Here is an 18,494-nt window from a genome sequence, read left to right on the forward strand (position 1 = left end):
GACCACCACGGCGCGGTTCGGCAGTGAGCCCCGGTCGCGCTCCGCCGATCGACAGACGGGAGAGCGGAGGACGTGCACCACCACGACGCCCCGGCACCCGCTGCCGCCGCGCCCCGCGCGCGCGCCCACCCCACCCGCACCAGCGTCCTGTTCGCTGCGCTGTTCGCCGCCACGATGGTGGCCGGCCGCCACACGGTCCCCGAGGGCGCCGCGCTGGCGCTCGTCTCGCCCTGCGCCGGGGTCGCCGCCGTCTGGTTCAACGCCCCGCGCAGCGCCCGCGGGCGCGCGCTCGACGCCGCCCTGCTCCTGGTGGCCGGCGTCCTGGTGCACCTGGCGACCGCCGCGGCCCCCCTGCTGGCCGTCGCCGCCACCGTGGCCACCCTCGTGCAGACCCTCCTGTTCACGGCGCTGCTGCACCGCTGGTGCCCCGGCGCCGGGCCCGGGCGGCCGCTGCGCGGGGTGCCGCAGCTGGTCCGCCTGCTCGCCGCGTGCGGCATCGCCGTCACCGCAGGCGGTGTCCTCGCCGCCTCCGCCGCCGCCTGGGGGACCGACCGCACCGGGTGGGTCGACCTGCTCACCTGGGTGGCGCGCAACGGCCTGGCGGTGCTGCTGGTCGGCTGCGCCGGGCTGCGGCTGGTGACGGCGAGCACCCGCCGCCGCGGCGCACCGGACGACGACGGACCCGGCTGCGCCGCCGGGCGCCGACCGCGCACCGCCGAGGCGGTCCTCGCCTTCGCGGTCTCCGCGGTCGCCTACACCGCGCAGTTCGCGCTGCTGGGCAGCCTGCCCGTGACGTTCCTGCTGCCGGTGCTCACCGTCTGGGTGGCGCTGCGGTTCTCCAGCCGCACCGTCGTGCTGCACTGCCTGTTCACCGGCGCCTGCGCCGTCGTCTTCACCCTGCACGGGCACGGGCCGTTCGCCGCGGTCGCCGACCAGACCGCGCGGGCCCTGCTCGTGCAGGGGCACGCCGCCGTGGCCGCCGTCATCGGCCTCGTGCTCGCCCTCGGCCGCGACGAGCGCGACGCGCTCCTGGCGGAGGTGCGCCGGCAGGCCGCCGACGCGCAGCAGCAGGCCGAGACCGCCGAGCTGCTCGCCGGTGCGCTGCGCTCCCTCAACGCCGCCGCGGACACCCGCGAGGCGCTGTGCGAGGCCACGGCCCGCATCACCGGCGCCGACGGGGTGTACCTCGCCGAGCCCGACGGTCGCGGCGACCTGGTCAGCCGGGCGGTCTGGGGCGAGGGGATGGTCCCGGTGACCGTCGCGATCGGCGAACCCACCGTCCTCGCCGACGCGTTCCGGCGCGGTGAGCCCCTGTTCGTCAGCGACCTCTCCGGGTGCACCGGCGCCTCGGCGCGGCTGCGCGACGCGCTGGGCGCCGTCTCGGTCGCCTACCAGCCGATCACCACCGCCGACGGGCAGACCGCCGGCCTGCTCGCCAGCGTCTGGCGCACCCGGGTGCAGGAGCTGCCCGCGCGGGTGCGCGTCGTCATGGCCACCCTGGCCCAGGAGGCCGCGCACGGCATGGAGCGCGCCGACCTGCTGACCCAGCTGGCCCTGGCCGCCGAGCGCGACCCGCTCACCGGGCTGGCCAACCGCCGCCGCTGGGACGAGGCCACCGGCAAGGAGATCGCCCGCGCCGCCCGCACCGGCCTGCCGCTGTCGTTCTGCCTGCTCGACCTGGACCACTTCAAGCGCTACAACGACACGCAGGGCCACCTGGCCGGCGACGACCTGCTGCAGGAGTTCGCCACCGCCGCGAGCGGGTGCCTGCGCGAGGTGGACACCCTGGCCCGCTGGGGCGGGGAGGAGTTCGTCCTGGCCCTGCCCGGGTGCAGCGCCGCCGGGGCCCGCGCGGTCGCCGACCGCATCCGCGCCGCCGTGCCGCGCGGGCAGACGTGCACCGTGGGCGTGGCCCAGTGGCGACCGGGCCTGAGCGCCGCCGAGGTGATCGCCCTGGCGGACCTGGCCCTGTACGAGGGCAAGCGGTCCGGGCGGAACACCACCGTCGTCAGCGACCCGGCCCCCGCCGTCCCCACCCCTTGACCCGAACCTCCGCCCCGCCCCCGAACCCCCGCCCCCTCGGTGATCAAGGAAGTGGCAACTTCCTTGATCACCGAGGGGGGCGGGTGGGGTTCCGCGGCGGTGCTAGGTTCACCCGTGACACGGGGTGCCCCGCGAGGGGCTGAGATCACACCCGTCGAACCTGACGCAGGTAGTGCTGACGAAGGGATGTCACGGCGTGGGAGCCGCAAACCCCGCGCGCCTCGGCGCACAGCAGGTCGCGGACGTCCGCGACGCCCTGGCCCGCGAGCACCCGCTCGTGCAGTGCCTGACGAACTCGGTGGTCACCACCATCACCGCCAACGCCCTGCTCGCCGCGGGGGCCGCCCCCGCGATGGTCGACAACCCCCGCGAGGCCGCCGAGTTCGCCCGCGCCGCCTCCGCGGTGCTCGTGAACGTCGGAACCCTCGACGAGGAGCGGGCCCGCGCCATGGCGCTGGCGGCGGGCGCGGCGCACGAGACCGGCACGCCGTGGGTCCTGGACCCCGTCGCCGTCGGTGCGCTGGCCTTCCGCACCGCCGTCGCCCGCGATCTGCTCCAGCACCGCCCGGTCGCTGTGCGCGGCAACGCCTCCGAGGTCATGGGCCTGGCCGGTTCCGGTGCCGGCGGGCGCGGGGTCGACTCCACCTCCGACGCCGAGGACGCCCTCGCCGCCGCCCGTGCGCTGTCGGGGCGCACCGGTGGCGTCGTCGCCGTCTCCGGCGCCGTCGACGTCCTCGTCCACGGCGAGCGCGTCGTGCGGGTGCGCGGCGGTTCGCCGCTGCTGACCCGCACCACCGGCGCCGGCTGCTCGCTCGGCGCCCTCCTGGCCGCCTGCGCGGCCGTGACGGACGACCCGCTGCTGGCCGCCGTCACCGCGCACGCGCACGTCGCGGTCGCCGCCGAGCGCGCCGCCGCCCGCAGCAGCGGGCCGGGGGGTTTCGCGATCGCGTGGATCGACGAGCTGGACGCCGTGGACGCCGCCGCGCTGCGCGCGGACCTGGAGGACTCCGGGAGGCTGGTGTGAGGGCGCGCCGGGGTTTCGACCCGACCCTGTACCTGGTCACCGACACCGCGCAGTGCGGCGCGCGGGGGGTTCCCGCGGTGGTGCGCGAGGCCGTCGCCGGCGGCGTCACCGCCGTGCAGGTGCGCGGCAAGGACGCGAGCGACCGGGAACTGCTCGCCCTCGTGCGGTCGGTGCGGGAAGCGCTGCGCGGCACCGGCGTCGCGGTGCTGGTCGACGACGCCGTGGACGTCGCGCTGATCGCCGGCGCGGACGGCGTGCACCTGGGGCAGTCCGACCTGCCGGCCGAGGACGTGCGCCGCCTCGTCGGCCCCGACCTGCTCGTGGGGTTGTCCGTCTCCACCGTCGAGGAGGTGCGCGCGGTTCCCGCCGGGGTGGTCGACCACCTCGGCGTCGGCCCCGTGCACGCCACCGCCACCAAGACCGACGCGGCCGCGCCCCTGGGGCCGGAGGGGGTGCGCGCCGTCGTCGAGGCCGCCGCGGGAACCCCGTGCGTGGCGATCGGCGGGATCGACGCCCGGAACCTCCACGAGCTGCGCGGCACCGGGATCGCCGGGTTCTGCGTCGTGTCCGCGGTGTGCGCGGCGCCCGACCCGCGCGCGGCGGCGGCGGAACTGCGGGCGCGCTGGGACGGGCGTGCGCAGGTGACCCGGTGAGCGCCCGCGTCGCCCTCACCGTCGCCGGCAGCGACCCCAGCGGCGGGGCGGGGATCCAGGCGGACCTGAAGACGTTCGCCGCCCTCGGCGCGTACGGCACCGCCGTCCTGACCGCGCTCACCGCGCAGAGCACCCGCGGCGTGGCCGGCGTGCACGTGGTGCCCGCGGAGTTCGTGCGCGAGCAGCTGCAGGTGCTGCTGGACGACGTCGCCGTGCACGCGGTCAAGACGGGGATGCTCGCCGACACCGCTGTCACGCGCGTGGTCGCGCAGGTCCTGGGCGCCCACCCGGCCCCGCTCGTGGTGGACCCCGTCATGGTCGCCACCAGCGGCGACCGGCTGCTGGACGCCTCCGCCGTCGCCGCCGTGCGCGACGAGCTCGTGCCGGTGGCGGACCTGGTGACGCCCAACGTCCCCGAGGCCGCGGTGCTGCTGGGGGCCGAGCCCGCGCGCGACGCCGGCGAGGTCGTCGCGCAGGCCGAGGAGCTGCTGCGGCGCACCGGCACCGCGGTGCTGCTCAAGGGCGGGCACCTGGGCGGGCCGGAGAGCGTGGACGTGCTCGCCGAACCCGGCGGCACCCACCGCATCACCCGCCCCCGCCTGGGGACCGGTTCCGCCCACGGCACCGGCTGCACCCTCTCGTCCGCGATCGCCGCCGTCGCCGCGCGCGGCGACGGGGTGCCGGTGAGCTGGCTGCCCGCCGTGGAGGAGGCGCGCGACTACCTGCAGGGCGCCCTCGCGGCCGCCGGCGACCTGCGCGTCGGTTCCGGCGCCGCGCCCCTCGACCACTCCTTCGCCCAGCGGACGCACCGGAGGACGACGTGAGCTTCACCGACGAGGCGTGGGTGCGCACCGCGCACCTGCGCACCGCGATCGACGGGTGCCGGTTCCTGCGGGAGCTCGGCGACGGAACCCTGGACCCGGCGGTGTTCCGGCACTACCTGGAGCAGGACGAGGTCTACCTCGCCGGGTACGGGCGGGCGCTGGCGCTGCTGGCCTCCCGGGCGCCGGACGTGGCGAGCGCGGCGTTCTGGGCGTCGTCCGCGCACGGCGCCGCCGTCGTCGAGACCGCCCTGCACGGCGACCTGCTCGGCTCCGGGGCGCTGCCCGCCGCGACGGGACCGGTGAGCGCCTCACCGACGACGCTGGGGTACGTGTCGTACCTGGTGGCGACGGCGGCGACGGCGCCCTACCCGGTCGCGGCGGCCGCGGTGCTGCCGTGCTTCTGGGTGTACGCCGACGTCGCGCGCCGCCTGGCCCGCTCGGCGGCGGCCGTGCTCGACGCCGGCGCGGAGCACCCGTACGCCCGCTGGGTCGCCGCCTACGACGCGGAGGAGTTCCACGCCTCGGTGGCCACCGCCCGCCGCCTGGTGGACGAGGCGGCCGCACCCCTGGCCGACACCGGTCCCCTGCACGAGGCGTTCGCCACCGCCACCCGCTACGAGTTCCTCTTCTGGGAGACGGCGCTGCACCGCGAGGACTGGCCGCTGACCCTGGGCGCCTGACGCCCGACCCCGCGGAAACCATCGTTTCCGCCCCCGGGAGGCGCTTCCCAGGGGCGGAAACGATGGTTTCCGCGGGGCGGGGAGGGCGTGAGAGCGATCACGGCGCCCCGCGTCGGGGGGTGCGCCGCGGCGGTCCGTGCCAGGCTCGGGAGCGGGCCGGTGACCACCCGGGTCGCCGGTGCGGTGAGGGGAGCGTCCAGTGTCCACCGGGAAGTCCAGCGGTGACGGTTCCGTCGTCGTCGTCAACTGCGGCAGCTCCTCCGTGAAGCTGGCCCTCGTCGACCCCGTCACCGGTGAACGCTCGCTGTCCTGCCTGGGCGAGCGCCTGGGCACCCCGGACGCCGTCGTGCACTTCAAGACCGCCGACGGCGAGCGCACCATCACCCCCGCCGCCACCACCCACCGCGGGGCGCTCGCGCACGTGCTGCAGCGCCTGCTCGACATGGACCTGCCGCCGCTGCTGGGCGTGGGGCACCGCGTCGTCCAGGGCGGCAAGCGGTTCCGCACCTCGGTGCGCATCGACGACCACGTCCTGGCCGACATCTCCGACCTGTCGGCGCTCGCCCCCCTGCACAACCCCGCCAACGTCTCCGGCATCGAGGCCGCCCGCGCCGTCCTGCCCGAGCTGGACCACGTCGCCGTCTTCGACACCGCGTTCCACCAGACGATGCCCGAGCACGCCTACCGCTACGCCGTGCCCACCCGCTGGTACGAGGAGTTCGGGGTGCGCCGCTACGGCATGCACGGCACCAGCCACCGGTTCGTCAGCGCCCGCGCCGCGCAGGTCCTGCAGCGCGACACCGGCGCCGACCCGCGCTCGCTGAAGCTCGTCGTCGCCCACCTGGGCAACGGGTGCAGCGCCACCGCCGTGCTCGGCGGCCGCTCGGTGGACACCACGATGGGCATGACCCCGCTGGAGGGGCTGGTCATGGGCACCCGCTCCGGCGACCTGGACCCGGCCGTGCTGGAGCTGGTGGCCGAGCGCACCGGCGCCAGCACCGCCGAGATCGTGAACCAGCTGAACAAGGAGTCCGGCCTGCTGGCCCTGTCGGGGCTGTCCAACGACGTGCGCACCCTGGAGCAGAAGGCCGACCAGGGCCACCCCGGGGCGAAGCTGGCCCTGGAGGTGTTCACGTACCGCGCCGCCAAGCACGTCGCCGCCCTCACCGTCGCCCTCGGCGGCCTGGACGCCCTCGTCCTCACCGGCGGCATCGGGGAGAACGGGGCGCGGATCCGCTCGGCGCTGCTGGGCCGGCTGCGCCACCTCGGCCTCGAGGAGGACCCGGTCGCCAACGCCGAGCACGGCCGCTCCTCCACCCCCGCCGGTCGCATCACCCGCGAGCGCCCCGACGGCCGGCCCGGGCCGCTGGCGATGGTGGTGCCCACCGACGAGGAGCTGCTCATCGCCCGCGACACCGTCGACCTCGTCCAGCACGGCTGACCCGCGAGAGCGGACCGACCCGAGAGGAGCGCGCGGTGCCCCGCACCCTGCTCGTCGTCCCCACCGGCCACGGCGCCGGCCTGACCTCGACCTGCCTGGGCCTGCTGCGGGCGCTGGACGCGCGCGGCGTGGCCGTGGGCTTCCACAAGCCGCTGGCGCAGCCCGGGGGCTCCGGGGGCACCGACCGCTCCGTCGCCCTGGCGCGGCTGACGACGGGCCTGAGCGTCGCCGAGCCCATCCCCGCCGCCCGGGTCGTGGAGCGCCTCAGCCGCGGCGAGGTCGACGACCTGATGGAGGAGGTCGTGGCCGCCGCCGAGGGCGTGCTCGCCCGGCACGACGTCGTGGTCGTCGAGGGCCTGGCGCCCTCCGCCGACCAGGTGTTCTCCGGGCGGGTCAACCAGGCGCTGGCGACCGCCCTGGACGCCGACGTGCTCCTCGTCGGCTCCGCGGGCGCCGACGGCTCCGACCCCGGCGCCCCCGAGCGCATCGCGGAGGACATGGCCGTCACCGCCGGCACCTACCGGGCGGGGGAGGGGCTGCGCGTCATCGGCGGTGTCGTCTCCCGCTGGCCGGTGCCGGAGGACCCCGAGGTCGCCGTCTCGCGCGTCGCGGCGCTGCGCGGGGCGCTGGAGCACCACGGCGTCCCGCTGGTGGCGGCGGTGCCGTACCGCACGGAGCTGACGTGGGGGCGCGTGCGCGACCTCGTGCGCGCCCTCGACGTGGACGTCGTCACCCACGGCGACCAGCAGCGGCGCGTGAAGGAGGTCGTCGTCGCCGCCCAGGCGGTGCCCGGGATGCTGCCGCTGCTGCGCGAGGGCCGCCTCATCCTGGTGCCCGGCGACCGCCACGACGTCGTGATGGCGGCGTGCCTGGCGGCGCTGAACGGCACCCGGCTGGCCGGGCTGCTGCTGACCGCCGGCGTCGGCATGGACGAGCGGGTCGCCGACCTCACCCGCGCCGCCGCCGCGACCGGCCTGCCGATCCTGCGCACCGACCGCAGCACGTACGCCACCGCCACCGCCGTGAACCGCCTGGACCCGGACGTGCCCGCCGACGACGCCGAGCGCGCGCACGCCGTCACCGCCGCCGTCGCCGACGCGCTGGACCCCGCCTGGCTGGCGGCCCTGCGCACGGCCGCGCACACCCCGCGGCTGTCGCCGGCGGCGTTCCGGCGGCGGCTGACCACGCTGGCCGCCGAGCGGGTGCAGCGCATCGTGCTGCCCGAGGGCACCGAGCCGCGCACCGTGCAGGCCGCCGCGCTCTGCGCGCAGCGCGGCATCGCGCGCCCGGTGCTGCTGGGCGCACCCGCCGAGGTCGCCTCGGTGGTCGCGGGCCTGGGGCTGACCCTGCCCGACGGCGTGGAGGTGCTGGACCCCGCCGACCTGGTGGACCGCTACGTCGACGTGCTGGTGGAGGCCCGCAAGCACAAGGGGATGCGGCCGGACGTCGCCCGCGACTCCCTGGCCGACCCGATCTGGCTGGGCACCACCATGCTCAAGGCCGGCGACGTCGACGGCCTGGTGGCCGGCGCGGTGCACACCACCGCCGCCACCGTGCGCCCCGCGCTGCAGATCATCCGCACCAAGCCCGGCGCGAAGCTGGTCTCCAGCGTCTTCTTCATGTGCCTGCCCGACGACGTCGTCATCTACGGCGACTGCGCCGTGAACCCGGACCCGAACGCGGAGGAGCTGGCCGACATCGCCCTGCAGTCGGCGGCGTCGGCGCGCGCGTTCGGCATCGAGCCGCGCGTGGCGATGATCAGCTTCTCGACCGGGTCGTCGGGGGCCGGCTCGGCGGTGGACAAGGTCGCCGAGGCCACCCGCATCGCGAAGGAGCGCGAGCCGGACCTCGTGATCGACGGGCCCCTGCAGTACGACGCCGCCGCGGTCGCCTCCGTGGCGCGGGCGAAGGCGCCGGGCTCGCCGGTGGCCGGGCGCGCCACGGTGTTCGTCTTCCCCGACCTCAACACCGGCAACACCACGTACAAGGCGGTGCAGCGCAACGCGGGCGTGATCTCGGTGGGGCCGATGCTGCAGGGCCTGGCGAAGCCGGTGAACGACCTCTCGCGGGGCGCGCTGGTGGACGACATCGTCTACACGATCGCGCTGACCGCGATCCAGGCGTCCCGCGGGTGAGGCGTCGGCGCGCCGGGGGAGGGGTGCTCGGGAAGAGGGAACGGGGCGGGGCTGTTAGGCTTGACGTGACGGTCTGATGCCGTCCACTCAGCGGGCGAGCCGCCCGCGAGGTCGCTCGAGTCTCATCCCTCAGCTTCTGCGCGCAGCACCGTGCGCGCCCGTGCCTGGGGGCGGACCGCCTTAGCGGCCGCAGATCCACGTGGAGTCCACTCCCGCATGCCCCAGTTCGACCGCACGTACCGCTCCGCTCGCGACGACTCCTCCCGCGGTTCCTCCGAGGACCGCTTCCCCCGTCCCCGTCGCGGTGACCGCGACGACTTCCGCTCCGACCGCGGCGGCGAGTCCCGCGGCTTCCGCTCCGACGACCGCGGTCCCCGCTCCGGCGGTGGTTCCCGCGGCTCCTACGGCGGCTCCAGCGGCTCCTACGGCGGCTCCGGCGGCTACCGCGGCCGCCGTTCCGGCCCGCCGCGCAGCCCGCGCTCCTTCGCGCCCAGCGCCACCGAGCAGGCCCTGACCGCCGCCGAGCAGGTCGAGGTCGCCGACCTCACGTTCGCCGAGCTCGGCCTGCCCGAGGAGCTCGTCGCCGCCCTGGAGCGTCGCGGCATGTCCAAGCCGTTCGCGATCCAGTCGCGCACCCTGCCCGACGGCATCGCCGGCCGCGACATCCTCGGCCGCGCCCGCACCGGCTCCGGCAAGACGCTCGGCTTCGGCCTGCCGATGCTGGCGCGCCTGGCCGCCAACCGGCGCGGCCGCATCACCGGTGCCCCCCGCGGCCTGGTGCTCGTGCCCACCCGCGAGCTGGCGATGCAGGTCGCCGACGCGCTGCGCCCCCTGGGCGACGCCCTCGACCTGCGCATGTCCGTCGTCGTCGGCGGCGTGCCCTACGGCCGGCAGATCTCCGCGCTGCAGCGCGGCATCGACGTCCTCATCGCCACCCCGGGCCGCCTGGTGGACCTCATCGAGCGCGACGCCGTCTCGCTCGGCGAGGTCGACGTCACCGTCCTGGACGAGGCCGACCACATGGCCGACCTCGGCTTCCTGCCGGGCGTGCGGGCCATCCTGGAGGGCACCAAGCCCGGCGGGCAGCGGATGTTCTTCTCCGCCACCCTCGACCGCGGCGTCGAGGCGCTGGTGAAGGACTTCCTCACCGACCCGGCCTTCCACGCGGTGCCGGCCGAGCCGGACTCGGTGGGCAACATGGAGCACCGCGTCTTCGCGGTGCGCCCGCACGACAAGCTGTCGATCCTCACGGAGATCAGCCACCGGCCCGCCCGGAGCATCTTCTTCGTGCGCACCAAGCTGGGCGCGCAGCGCCTGGCGGACCAGCTGCGCGAGGCCGGTGCCCCGGCGGAGGCCATCCACGGCGACCTGCGCCAGGCGCAGCGCTCCAAGGCGATCGACGCGTTCTCCGCGGGGGAGACCCGCGTGCTCGTCGCCACCGACGTCGCCGCGCGCGGCATCCACGTCGACGACGTGGACCTCGTCGTGCACGTCGACCCGCCGAACGACCACAAGGACTACCTGCACCGCTCCGGCCGCACCGCGCGCGCCGGCGCCAAGGGCACCGTCCTGGCGATCGCGCTGCCGGACCAGGTCCGCCGCTACGGCTGGCTGCACCGCGACGCCGGTGTCGAGGCCAACGACGTCGAGCGCGTCGCCGCCGGCGACGACACGGTGCGCGCCGTGGCCGAGTCCGGTGAGCCGGTCGTGGTCAAGCCCCGCACCCGCCCCGAGCGGGAGGGGCGCGGCCCGCGCCGCAGCGGCGGCTTCCGCGGCGGCCCGCGCCGCGACGGCGGTTCCCGCGGCGGCCCGCGCCGCGACGGCGGTTCCCGCGGCGGCCCCCGCCGCGAGGGCGCCGCGCGCGACTGACGTCCCGCACCCGGACGGCCCCGTCCCCTCCACCGAGGGGGCGGGGCCGTTCCGCGTCCGGGACGGGTGGCGCGCCGGCGCCCCGCGCGGTGAGGATGGGCCCGCACGATCACCGCAGGACCCACCCGAGGAGGCCCCGTGCCCACCCGCACCGCCCGCACCGCCTGGAACGGCGGCCTGAACGACGGCTCCGGCCAGGTCGAGCTGACCAGCTCGAAGGTCGGCACCTACGACGTGTCGTTCCCCCAGCGCGCCGCCGACGAGGCCGGGGGCACCACCAGCCCCGAGGAGCTCATCGCCGCCGCCCACTCCTCCTGCTTCGCGATGCAGTTCTCCGCCCTGCTCGGCGAGGCCGGCGGCACCCCGGAGAGCCTCGAGGTCGTCGCCGACGTCTCCCTCGGTCCGGACCCGGCCGGCGGCTTCCGCCTCACCGGCATCGCCCTGAAGGTCACCGGCGAGGTCAGCGGCATCGACGCCGACACCTTCGCGAAGACCGCGCAGGCCGCCAAGGAGACCTGCCCGGTCTCCAAGGCCCTCACCGGTGTCGAGATCACCCTCGACGCGCGGATGGACTGACGCAGCAGCACGGGCAGGGCCCCGGTGCGCGTGCACCGGGGCCCTGCCCGTCCTCGCCGGCGAGGTGCCGGCCGGTGGTCCTCAGCCGGTGATGCCGGCCTCCTGGCACAGCGTGCTGGCCGCACCCGCGCACAGCGCCTCGGCGGTGGTGTAGCCGGAGTCCAGGACCTTCGTGCGGATGTCCGCCTTCGTGACCGCCTCCGGCTGCAGCAGCACGGTGGGCACCGCGCCGGCGCCGTTGTCCGTCGTGGTCGTCGTCTCCGGTTCCTCGCCGGCCAGGACGTCGGCGACGAGGTCGGCGGTGGTGCGCGCCTGCGCGGGCAGGTCCTTGAACACCGTCATCGTCTGCGTGCCGGCCAGGATGCGCTGCAGCGCAGCGACCTCCGCGTCCTGCCCGGTGATCGGCACCCCGCTGTAGCCGGCGGCGGTCAGCGCCTCCAGCGCACCCGCGGCCAGGCCGTCGTAGGACGTGTACACGCCCAGCAGCTCACGACCGCCCAGCTCGCGCAGCGCCGCCGCCATCTCCACCTCGGCCTGCTCCGCGCTCCAGCCGGCCACCGAGCGGTCCGCGGCGATCTCCACCTCCCCGTCCAGCACGGAGTGCGCGCCGGCGGCGAACAGGCCCGCGTTGTTGTCCGCCGGGTCGCCCTGGAGCATCACCACGGCGCCCTGCCCGGCTCGGTCGCCCACCGCGTCCAGGATCGCCCGCCCACCCAGCTCGCCGACCGCACCGCCGTCGAAGGAGACGTAGTAGTCCAGGGGGGCGTCCTTGACGAGCCGGTCGTAGGCCACCACGGGCACGTCGGCGGCGTCCGCGCTGGTGAGCAGGGAACCGGCCTCGGCGCCGTCGACGGCCACGACCACGAGGGCCTCGGCGCCGTCGGCGAGGGCCTGCTCGCCCTGCCGGTTCTGCTCCGCCTGGTCGGCGGCGGTGTGCAGGTCCACCACGCAGTCCCCGCAGCGCTCCTGCAGCCGGACGGCGAAGTTGGGGTAGTCGTACGCCAGGGCGCGCAGCGACGTGCTCGGCGCCAGGAACGCCACGCGGCGCTCACCGCCCTCGGCGGCGGTGGTGGTGGCGGCGTCCCCGCCGCAGCCGGCCAGGGCCAGGGCGCCGAGGGCGGCGAGGGCCGCTGCGGCGGTCCGGCGGGTGCGGTTCACGGGGGTCCTCCCGGAGGTGGGGGCGGGGTGCTTCGGACGGCGGGCGGTCGGGGTGCGCACGATCGGCCCCGTCAGTACCGGAAGGTGGCGACGGTGGCGCGCATGCGGTCGGCCATCCCGGCCAGCTCGCGCACCGCGCGGTCGGACTCGGCCGCACCCGCACCGCTGGCCTGGGCGGCGGTCGCCACCGTGCCGATGGTGCCGGCGATCTCGTTGGCGCCGTTCGCGGCGTCGCCGACCAGTCGGCTCATCTCCTGCGTCGTGGCCGCCTGCTCCTCCACCGCCGCGGCGATGGTGCCCTGGTAGTCGCTGATCTCGGCGATCACGGAGGAGATGCTGGAGATCGCCGTCACCGCGCGCTCCACGTCGCCCTGGATCGCCTGGACGCGGGTGGCGATGTCCTCGGTGGCGCGGGCGGTCTGGCCGGACAGCTCCTTGACCTCCCCGGCGACCACGGCGAAGCCCTTGCCGGCGTCGCCGGCGCGGGCGGCCTCGATGGTGGCGTTCAGCGCCAGCAGGTTCGTCTGCTCCGCGATCGAGGTGATCGTCTTGACCACGTCGCCGATCTCGGCGGAGGAGCGGCCCAGCGCGGCCATCGTCTCGCCCGTCTCCGTGGCGATGCCCACCGCACGGCCCGCGACGTCCGCGGCCCGCGAGGCGTTGGAGGAGATCTCCGTGATCGACACGCCCATCTCCTCCGCACCGGCGGCGGCGCCGGCGATGTGGCCGCTGACGTCGTGCGCCGAGCGCGCCACCGTGCCGGCGCGGTCGGAGACGTCGACGACGCTGCCCGAGATGGCCGACGTGGTGGCCTGCAGGTCCCCGGCGGCGCGGGCGAGGGTGCCGGCGTCGGCGTCCAGGCCGGCGACGGTGCGGCGCATGCTCTCGGTGGCGGTGCGCAGGGCCTGCGCCATGCGGCCCACCTCGTCCCGGCGGTCCACGTCAGCGGTGGCGGTCAGGTCCCCCTCGGCGACGCGGCCCAGGACGTCGACCACCTGCCGCAGCGGGCGCACCACCAGGTTCGTCGTCCAGCGCGCCAGCAGCACGGTGACGAGCAGCCCGGCGACGAGCACGGCGACCATCGTGGTGCGGGCGGTGGAGTAGGTGCCAGCCGCCGCCTCCACGGAGGTGCGGGCCTGCTCCTCGCTGAGGTCGTCCAGCTCGGCCAGCGCCTGCTCGGCGTTGTCGGCCAGCAGCGCGACGTTGCCGAGGTACAGCTGCTGGAACTTCGCGCGGTCCCCGGCCTCGCCGGAGGTCGCCAGCGGGGTGAGGAACCCGTCGCGGGTGCCGCGGTAGGAGGTCCACCAGGTGCTGAACTCCTGCAGCTTCGCCCGCTGGGCGTCGGTGCTCAGGGCGGCGGCGTAGGAGGCGGTGAGCTCGTCGACCCGCTCGTCGTCCGCGCGCACGCGCTCGGCGAGGTCGGCCCGGGCCGCGTCGTCGTCCGCCAGGGCCAGGTTCGCCAGGTCGCGCTGGCTCGCCAGGGCGGCCGAGCGCAGGTCCGCCAGGTCGGCGGCCGGCAGCAGGTCGCGCTCGTACACGTCGCCGGTGCGGGCGTTGACGTCGGCCAGGCCGCCCAGACCCACCACGAGCAGACCGGTGGCGACGGTGCAGGACAGGGCGACGATCGCGCCGATCTTCGTGGCGACCGAGCGGTCGGCGAAGCGCCGGCGGCCACCGGCGCCGGCGGGGGGCGGGGTCGTCGTGCTCAAGGGAGCCTCCATCGTCCGGGCGCACCCCGGGGACAGGGGTGACCGTTCCCCATCGGCACCTGGCGGGCACCGCTTGAGGCGCCCCCCGGGTACCCCCTCCTCCCCGCCCCTCCGTGGTCGTGCACGGTTGAGCACTCAACCGCGCATGGTCGCGGAAGGGTGGGGAGAGGGGGCGAGGCGGCGCTCGGCGACGGCCGCGTGCGGCCAGCGGGCCACCCGGTCCGGCAGCACCGGGCGGGCCGTGCGCAGCAGCGCGCGCACCGACCCGGCGGCGGCGCGGCGCCCGGGGGTGCGCACCAGGCCGTAGCCGTCCGCGACGGACGGCGGCAGCAGGTCGGCGGTGACGCTGCGCACCAGCGCAGCGGCACCCGGCAGGGGAGGACGGGTGCGCTGGGTGAGGATGCCGTCGGCCACGCGGCGCGCAGCGGGGGTGACGACCAGCCCGGCGACCGCCTCGTCCCAGTAGCGCTCGAAGTCGGCGGCCGTGGGCGGCAGCACCGCCTGCGGGACGGCGAACAGCCGCGCGAACGGCCAGGACTCGCGCCAGTGCCGCTCGCGCTCGTCGGCGCTCAGCGCGCGGCCGACGTAGCGCTCGGCGACCCGGCGCGCGGTCCACACCAGCGTCGCGTGCACCCACAGCGCCAGGTGCGGGTCGCTCGCGCGGTACGGCGTGCCGGCGGGCACGCCCGGCGCCCCCTCGCGCAGCGCGCCGCGCACGCGGGCGTGCTGCGCGCCGACCTCGCGCGCCGCCGCCCGCGCCTGGGCGGTGTCGCCGAAGGTGACGGTGAGGGCGGCCTGCAGCGTCGCCAGCAGCCGGTGCGCCGGGCCCGCCTCGTAGTCGCTGTGCACCGCGACCCCCTCGGCGACGAGCGGGTGCGCCACCTGCAGCAGGATCGCGGCCGGCCCGCCCAGGACGGCGGCGCGCTCGCCGGTGACGGCGCGGAACACCCCGCCGGGTTCGCACACGCCCGGGTCCCCGGGCACGCCCGGGCCGGGTGGGGGCGGGAAGGCGGCGCGCACGGGCAGGCGGGGCAGCCGGTCGGTGGTCCTCACCGCACCCACCCTCGCCCCCGGCGGGCCCGGGCGCACGGGGGGCCGGTGCGTCAGGCCCGGGCGGCGCGCACGGCGTCGGCGAGCGCGGTGGCCGGGCGCCCGGTCAGCCGCTGCAGGTCGTCGCGGTCGGTGTGCAGGTCCCCGGCGGCGAGCGAGGCGTCCAGCGCGGCGACGAAGCCGGCGGTGCCCTCGTCCAGGCCCAGCCCGCGCAGGTGCGCGACGTGCTCGGCGGTGGTCAGGTCCCGGTACGCCACGGGCGTGCCGGTGACCTCGGAGACCGTCGCGGCCAGCTCGCCCAGGGTGAACCCGGGGCCGCCGAGCTCGTGGACGCGGTTGCCCTCGTCGTCGGCGAGCAGCGCGGCGGCGGCCGCGGCCGCGTAGTCGGCGCGGGAGGCGGCCGACACGCGCCCGTCGTGGGCCGAACCGACGACCTCACCGGCGGCCAGGTACTGCCCGAGGGCCTCGGTGTGGTTCTCCAGGTACCAGCCGTTGCGCAACAGGGTGGTGGGGATGCCGGAGGCCGCCAGCGCCTCCTCGGTGGCCCGGTGGTCCGGGACCAGGGGGTTTCCGGAGGTGTCCGCGCGCAGGATGCTCGTGTAGGCCACGCGCTGCACGCCCGCGGCCCGCGCCGCCTCGACCACGTTCGCGTGCTGGGCGACGCGCTGTCCGGGGGTGTCGCCGGAGACGAGCAGCAGCCGGTCCACGCCGTCGAGCGCCTCGCGCAGGGTGCCCGGCTCGGAGTAGTCACCGCGGCGCACCCGCACGCCGCGCTCCGCCAGGTCGGCGACCTTCCCGGGCGTGCGCACGACGGCGACGACGTCGCCGGGGGCCACGCCGCGCTCCAGCAGGGCCTCGACGACGAGGCGGCCGAGGCGGCCGCTGGCGGCGGTGACGGCGAAGGTGGTCACGGTGTTCCCTCCCGGGGTCGGCGATCTCGCGGGCGCCAACCCCCGCGCGCCGGGAGTTGTTCCGCGCCTCCCGCCGGGACGACGACGGGCGCCGCCCCCTCCGGGGGCGACGCCCGTCGCGTCACGAGCGGGTGGTCGTCAGCCGGCGACCGCGACGTGCTCGTTGGGGACGCAGTGCGTCATGACGTGGCCGGAGACGTCGCGCGGCCCGTTCTTGCCGAGGTTCGCCAGGCGCTCCAGCTCGGCCTCGTTCAGGGTCTGCGACGCCAGCGGCGGCAGGTGCCGCACGTCGTCCGGGGTGATGCCCAGGCCCTCGCCCACGCGCAGGCCCAGCTCGTCCTCGCACATGAGGAAGTGCCAGACCATGCGCTCCTGGATCTCGCGGTTGCACTGCTGCAGCGCACCGACCAGGTTCGCCACCAGGTCGTCCTTCTCCCACTGCTGCGAGAGCAGGTAGCGCTCGCCGGCCTGGGCGTAGTCGTTGGTGCGGGAGATGCGCTTGCGGGTCAGGCGGCCGCTGACGACCGGGCCCTGCTCGTCGTGCGTGGGGTAGGACGCCTCGCGCAGGCCCCCCGTGATCGACGGCTCGTAGTTCACGTGCGGGTTCGAGCCGACCTCGTCGCGGCCGTACGACATCGGGCCGCCCTGCTGGTTGGTGGCGACCGGCGCCTTGGGGCGGTTCACCGGCAGCTGCAGGTAGTTCGGGCCGACGCGGTAGCGCTGGGTGTCGGAGTAGGAGAACGTCCGGCCGACGAGCATCTTGTCGTCGGAGAAGTCCAGGCCGTCCACCAGCACGCCGGTGCCGAAGGCGATCTGCTCGTTCTCGGCGAAGTTGTCGCTGACGTTGCGGTTCAGGACCATCTTGCCGACCGGGCGCAGCGGGAAGACCTCCTCCGGCCACACCTTGGTGTCGTCCAGCGGGTCGAAGTCCAGCTCCGGGTGGTCGTGGTCCTCCATGATCTGCACGTGCAGCTCCCACTCGGGGTAGTCGCCCGCCTCGATCGCGTCGTAGAGGTCCTTGGTGTGCGCGCCCAGGGTCTGCGCCTGCACCGCGGCCGCGTCGGCGGCGGTCCACGACTTCACGCCCTGCTTGGGCAGCCAGTGGTACTTCACCAGCACGGTCTCGCCCTGCGCGTTCACCCACTTGTAGGTGTTCACGCCGAAGCCCTGCATGTGGCGGTAGGACGCCGGGGTGCCGCGGGGGCTGAAGACCAGCGTGACCATGTGCATGGCCTCGGGGGTCTGGCTGAAGAAGTCGAACGCCCGCTGGGCCACGGAGGCCTCGAAGGTCACCGGGTCCGGCTTCTGCGAGTGGATGAAGTCGGGGAACTTGATCGCGTCGCGGATGAAGAAGACACCCAGGTTGTTGCCGACGAGGTCCCAGTTGCCGTCCTCGGTGTAGAACTTCACCGCGAAGCCGCGCGGGTCGCGCGCGGACTCGGAGGAGTCGCGGCCACCGGCGACGGTGGAGAACCGGATCGCCAGGTCGGTGCGCTTGCCCTTCTCCTGGAAGAGCTTCGCGCGGGTGTACTTCGAGATCGGCTCCTCGCCCAGGGAGCCGTACGCCTCGAAGTAGCCGTAGGCGGTGGTGCCGCGGGCGTGCACCACGCGCTCGGGGATGCGCTCGCGGTCGAAGTGGCTGATCTTCTCGAGGAACTGGTAGTTCTCGAGCGTGGCGGGCCCGCGCTCACCGATGGTGCGCTGGTTCTGGTTGTCGTAGACCGGGTGGCCCTGACGGTTCGTCAGGACGGGGCGGTCGTCACCCGGGGCGGACTGCTGGCTGGCGACGTCGGTCATCGCGCTTCCTCTCGTGGGGTCTGCCGCTGGGAGGCGGTGGTTCGGGTCGGTCCGGGGTCCGCCGCCTGGGCGGCCCGGCAGTCGGGGCACCGGCCCCAGAAGACCACCTCGGCCTCGTCGACCGCGAAACCGGCGGTGTCGGAGGGCGCGAGGCAGGGGGAGGGGCCGACGGTGCAGTCCACGTCGACGGTGCGCCCGCACTCGCGGCACACCAGGTGGTGGTGGTTGTCGCCCACGCGCGCCTCGTACCGCGCCGGGTGCCCGGCCGGTTCGATGCGCCGGGCGAGGCCGGTGCGGGTGAGGGCGTCGAGGCAGTCGTAGACGGCCTGGGTGGAGACCGCCGGAAGCGCCGTGCGGGCGCGGTCGACGACCTGGGCGACCGCGAGGTGCTCGGCGGTGGCGGCCGCGTCGTCGAGCACCCGCAGCACGACGGTGCGCGGGCGGGTCGCCCGCAGGCCGCGGGCGCGGAGGCGGTCCTCGGTCGCGGTCACCGCCGGGGTCGTCGTGGGGTCGGGCACCCCCCGATCACACCAGGCCAGTCTGGAACGAGTCAAGAAAGGGTCACCTACCTCGCCCAGTCCACCCCCACCCCCTCCCGGGGGGGGGGGGGGAGGGGGGAGCTTC

Annotated in this window: 15 protein-coding genes and 1 riboswitch; of the genes, 9 read left to right on the forward strand and 6 right to left on the reverse strand. The window is 76.2% G+C overall.

Going from position 1 to position 18,494, the window contains the following annotated elements; translation table 11 throughout:
* Positions 1–72 precede the first annotated feature (72 nt).
* The 9 genes from V9U69_RS02910 to V9U69_RS02950 all read left to right on the forward strand — a co-directional run bounded on the left by V9U69_RS02910 (position 73) and on the right by V9U69_RS02950 (position 11,245).
* Entirely contained in the window at positions 73–2,043 is a 1,971-nt protein-coding gene (locus V9U69_RS02910) for a sensor domain-containing diguanylate cyclase (protein ID WP_337059797.1), read from the forward strand.
* A gap of 110 nt (positions 2,044–2,153) precedes the next feature.
* A riboswitch (TPP riboswitch) is annotated at positions 2,154–2,247 on the forward strand.
* The gene (gene thiM, locus V9U69_RS02915; protein ID WP_337059798.1) at positions 2,240–3,067 is read left to right on the forward strand and encodes a hydroxyethylthiazole kinase; all 828 of its coding nucleotides are present in this window, start codon (positions 2,240–2,242) and stop codon (positions 3,065–3,067) included. It overlaps the preceding riboswitch by 8 nt.
* A complete protein-coding gene (gene thiE, locus V9U69_RS02920; RefSeq protein ID WP_337059799.1) occupies positions 3,064–3,720 on the forward strand; it encodes a thiamine phosphate synthase in 657 nt (218 codons plus the stop codon). Before thiM ends, thiE begins: the two co-directional genes overlap by 4 nt.
* Positions 3,717–4,544: a bifunctional hydroxymethylpyrimidine kinase/phosphomethylpyrimidine kinase gene (thiD, locus tag V9U69_RS02925; RefSeq protein WP_337059800.1), complete on the forward strand. Its 828-nt coding sequence runs from the start codon at positions 3,717–3,719 to the stop codon at positions 4,542–4,544. The genes thiE and thiD overlap by 4 nt, the downstream gene beginning before the upstream one ends.
* Positions 4,541–5,224 carry a TenA family protein gene (locus V9U69_RS02930; RefSeq protein ID WP_337059801.1) on the forward strand — a complete coding sequence of 228 codons (684 nt, stop codon included), beginning with the start codon at positions 4,541–4,543 and terminating at the stop codon, positions 5,222–5,224. The genes thiD and V9U69_RS02930 overlap by 4 nt, the downstream gene beginning before the upstream one ends.
* A 199-nt stretch (positions 5,225–5,423) precedes the next feature.
* Entirely contained in the window at positions 5,424–6,665 is a 1,242-nt protein-coding gene (locus V9U69_RS02935; RefSeq protein ID WP_337059802.1) for an acetate/propionate family kinase, read from the forward strand.
* A 35-nt stretch (positions 6,666–6,700) separates the two neighbouring features.
* Positions 6,701–8,800 carry a phosphate acetyltransferase gene (gene pta, locus V9U69_RS02940; protein WP_337059803.1) on the forward strand — a complete coding sequence of 700 codons (2,100 nt, stop codon included), beginning with the start codon at positions 6,701–6,703 and terminating at the stop codon, positions 8,798–8,800.
* Between the two features lie 216 nt (positions 8,801–9,016).
* Positions 9,017–10,669: a DEAD/DEAH box helicase gene (locus tag V9U69_RS02945; protein ID WP_337059804.1), complete on the forward strand. Its 1,653-nt coding sequence runs from the start codon at positions 9,017–9,019 to the stop codon at positions 10,667–10,669.
* A 138-nt stretch (positions 10,670–10,807) separates the two neighbouring features.
* Complete coding sequence (locus V9U69_RS02950; protein ID WP_337059805.1) at positions 10,808–11,245, forward strand: OsmC family protein; 438 nt, start codon at positions 10,808–10,810, stop codon at positions 11,243–11,245.
* Between the two features lie 81 nt (positions 11,246–11,326).
* Here the strand turns inward: V9U69_RS02950 and V9U69_RS02955 are convergent, their stop codons facing one another.
* The 6 genes from V9U69_RS02955 to V9U69_RS02980 all read right to left on the reverse strand — a co-directional run bounded on the left by V9U69_RS02955 (position 11,327) and on the right by V9U69_RS02980 (position 18,361).
* Positions 11,327–12,403 carry a sugar ABC transporter substrate-binding protein gene (locus V9U69_RS02955; RefSeq protein ID WP_337059806.1) on the reverse strand — a complete coding sequence of 359 codons (1,077 nt, stop codon included), beginning with the start codon at positions 12,401–12,403 and terminating at the stop codon, positions 11,327–11,329.
* Positions 12,404–12,474: 71 nt separating this feature from the next.
* Positions 12,475–14,112, reverse strand: coding sequence for a methyl-accepting chemotaxis protein (locus V9U69_RS02960; protein ID WP_337059807.1), 1,638 nt, complete (start codon positions 14,110–14,112; stop codon positions 12,475–12,477).
* A gap of 135 nt (positions 14,113–14,247) precedes the next feature.
* Positions 14,248–15,165: an oxygenase MpaB family protein gene (locus V9U69_RS02965; RefSeq protein ID WP_337059808.1), complete on the reverse strand. Its 918-nt coding sequence runs from the start codon at positions 15,163–15,165 to the stop codon at positions 14,248–14,250.
* A gap of 50 nt (positions 15,166–15,215) precedes the next feature.
* Complete coding sequence (locus tag V9U69_RS02970; protein WP_337059809.1) at positions 15,216–16,073, reverse strand: NAD(P)H-binding protein; 858 nt, start codon at positions 16,071–16,073, stop codon at positions 15,216–15,218.
* 138 nt (positions 16,074–16,211) lie between these two features.
* Positions 16,212–17,870, reverse strand: a complete 1,659-nt coding sequence (locus tag V9U69_RS02975; protein WP_337059810.1) for a catalase — start codon at positions 17,868–17,870, stop codon at positions 16,212–16,214.
* The gene (locus V9U69_RS02980; protein ID WP_442907561.1) at positions 17,867–18,361 is read right to left on the reverse strand and encodes a Fur family transcriptional regulator; all 495 of its coding nucleotides are present in this window, start codon (positions 18,359–18,361) and stop codon (positions 17,867–17,869) included. Before V9U69_RS02980 ends, V9U69_RS02975 begins: the two co-directional genes overlap by 4 nt.
* Positions 18,362–18,494: the final 133 nt, after the last annotated feature.

Source organism: Kineococcus sp. G2 (assembly GCF_037154035.1).
Classification (GTDB): Bacteria; Actinomycetota; Actinomycetes; order Actinomycetales; family Kineococcaceae; genus Kineococcus.